1 protein-coding gene is annotated in these 713 nt (G+C 55.8%); it reads right to left on the bottom strand.

The window, feature by feature from the left end; genetic code table 11:
• A partial coding sequence (locus A3730_RS25075; RefSeq protein WP_231884042.1) for a glutamate--tRNA ligase occupies positions 1 to 713 on the bottom strand: 713 nt, incomplete at both ends.

Raw genomic sequence — 713 nt, 5'->3', positions numbered from 1 at the left:
GTCATCGGTGGCGTACTGCTTATGCTCGAAACTGGCTTCGTTGATCGCCGGCATACCGTTAAAGCAGAACGCTGCCTTGTCGGCCACTTCCGACAAGGTCTCCACCCGCTGGCGCAAGTGCGGGATGATTTTCATGGCGTAATCACGGTTGTAAGCCCAGTCCAGCAGCGAGTCCAGAAATTGCTCATCGCTCTGATCGCGCAACCATTGGCCGTTCAGCCAGCTAAGTTTTTCCACATCGAACACCGGCCCCCCCAGAGACACACGCTGGATATCGAACGCGTCCTGCATCTGCGCCAGCGAAAATTTCTCGCTCTCATCCGGCATGGACCACCCCATACGGCCCAGGTAGTTGATCAACGCTTCCGGCAAATACCCCATGCGTTGGTAGAACAGGATACTGGTGGGGTTCTTGCGCTTGCTGAGTTTGGATTTATCCGGGTTACGCAGTAGCGGCATGTGACACAGCGCCGGCATTTCCCAGCCAAAATATTCATAGAGCAATTTGTGCTTGGGCGCAGAGTTAAGCCATTCCTCGCCACGAATGACATGGGTGATCTCCATCAGGTGATCGTCCACGATATTCGCCAGGTGGTAGGTTGGCATGCCGTCGGATTTCAGCAGAATCTGTGCATCGACCAGCGCCCAGTCCAGCTCGACCGTGCCACGCAGCATGTCCTGAATTTCACAGCGACCGTCCATGGGGACCCGCA

The sequence above is a fragment of the Alcanivorax sp. HI0044 genome, from assembly GCF_001634945.1.
Note: the sequence above shows the minus strand (reverse complement) of the source record. Positions and strands in the feature narration are given on the sequence as shown.